The 476-nt window shown below is 38.9% G+C and carries 1 tRNA gene; it reads right to left on the reverse strand.

The window, feature by feature from the left end:
* Positions 1-385 precede the first annotated feature (385 nt).
* Positions 386-462: transfer RNA gene (locus ACXAGK_RS19475), tRNA-Ile, on the reverse strand.
* Positions 463-476: the final 14 nt, after the last annotated feature.

Consider the following 476-nt stretch of genomic DNA (forward strand, 5'->3'; position numbering starts at 1 on the left):
CTAACTGCCAAGGCATCCACCGTATACGCTTCGTCACTTAACCATACAACCCCAAACAGCCTTTTGACTTCTGTCTAAGTTATGTTGCATGCATGACAAGCTAATCGGAAGAATTGCCTTGCTATCAATAAATTGATAACAAGCAATTCAGTCAAGTAGAGTAAAAAGTTCATCTTTCGATATCTCAGTTACTCAATTTTGATTGATTACTATTAATATCAGCTTTCCAAATTGTTAAAGAACATTCGCAAAATGACGAGTCATTTCACTTTAGAGTAAAAAACCCTAATCAATCTTTACTGAAACAGTAAATATTCATTAGGATTTCGGGTCCAACATGACACGTTTTCTACCTTTGTTACCTTCCTTTCTTAAAGCAAGGAATTGGTAGGCTTGGGCAGACTTGAACTGCCGACCTCACCCTTATCAGGGGTGCGCTCTAACCAGCTGAGCTACAAGCCTTCAGTATACTGCAC

This window comes from Alteromonas sp. ABM1_013, from assembly GCF_056160505.1.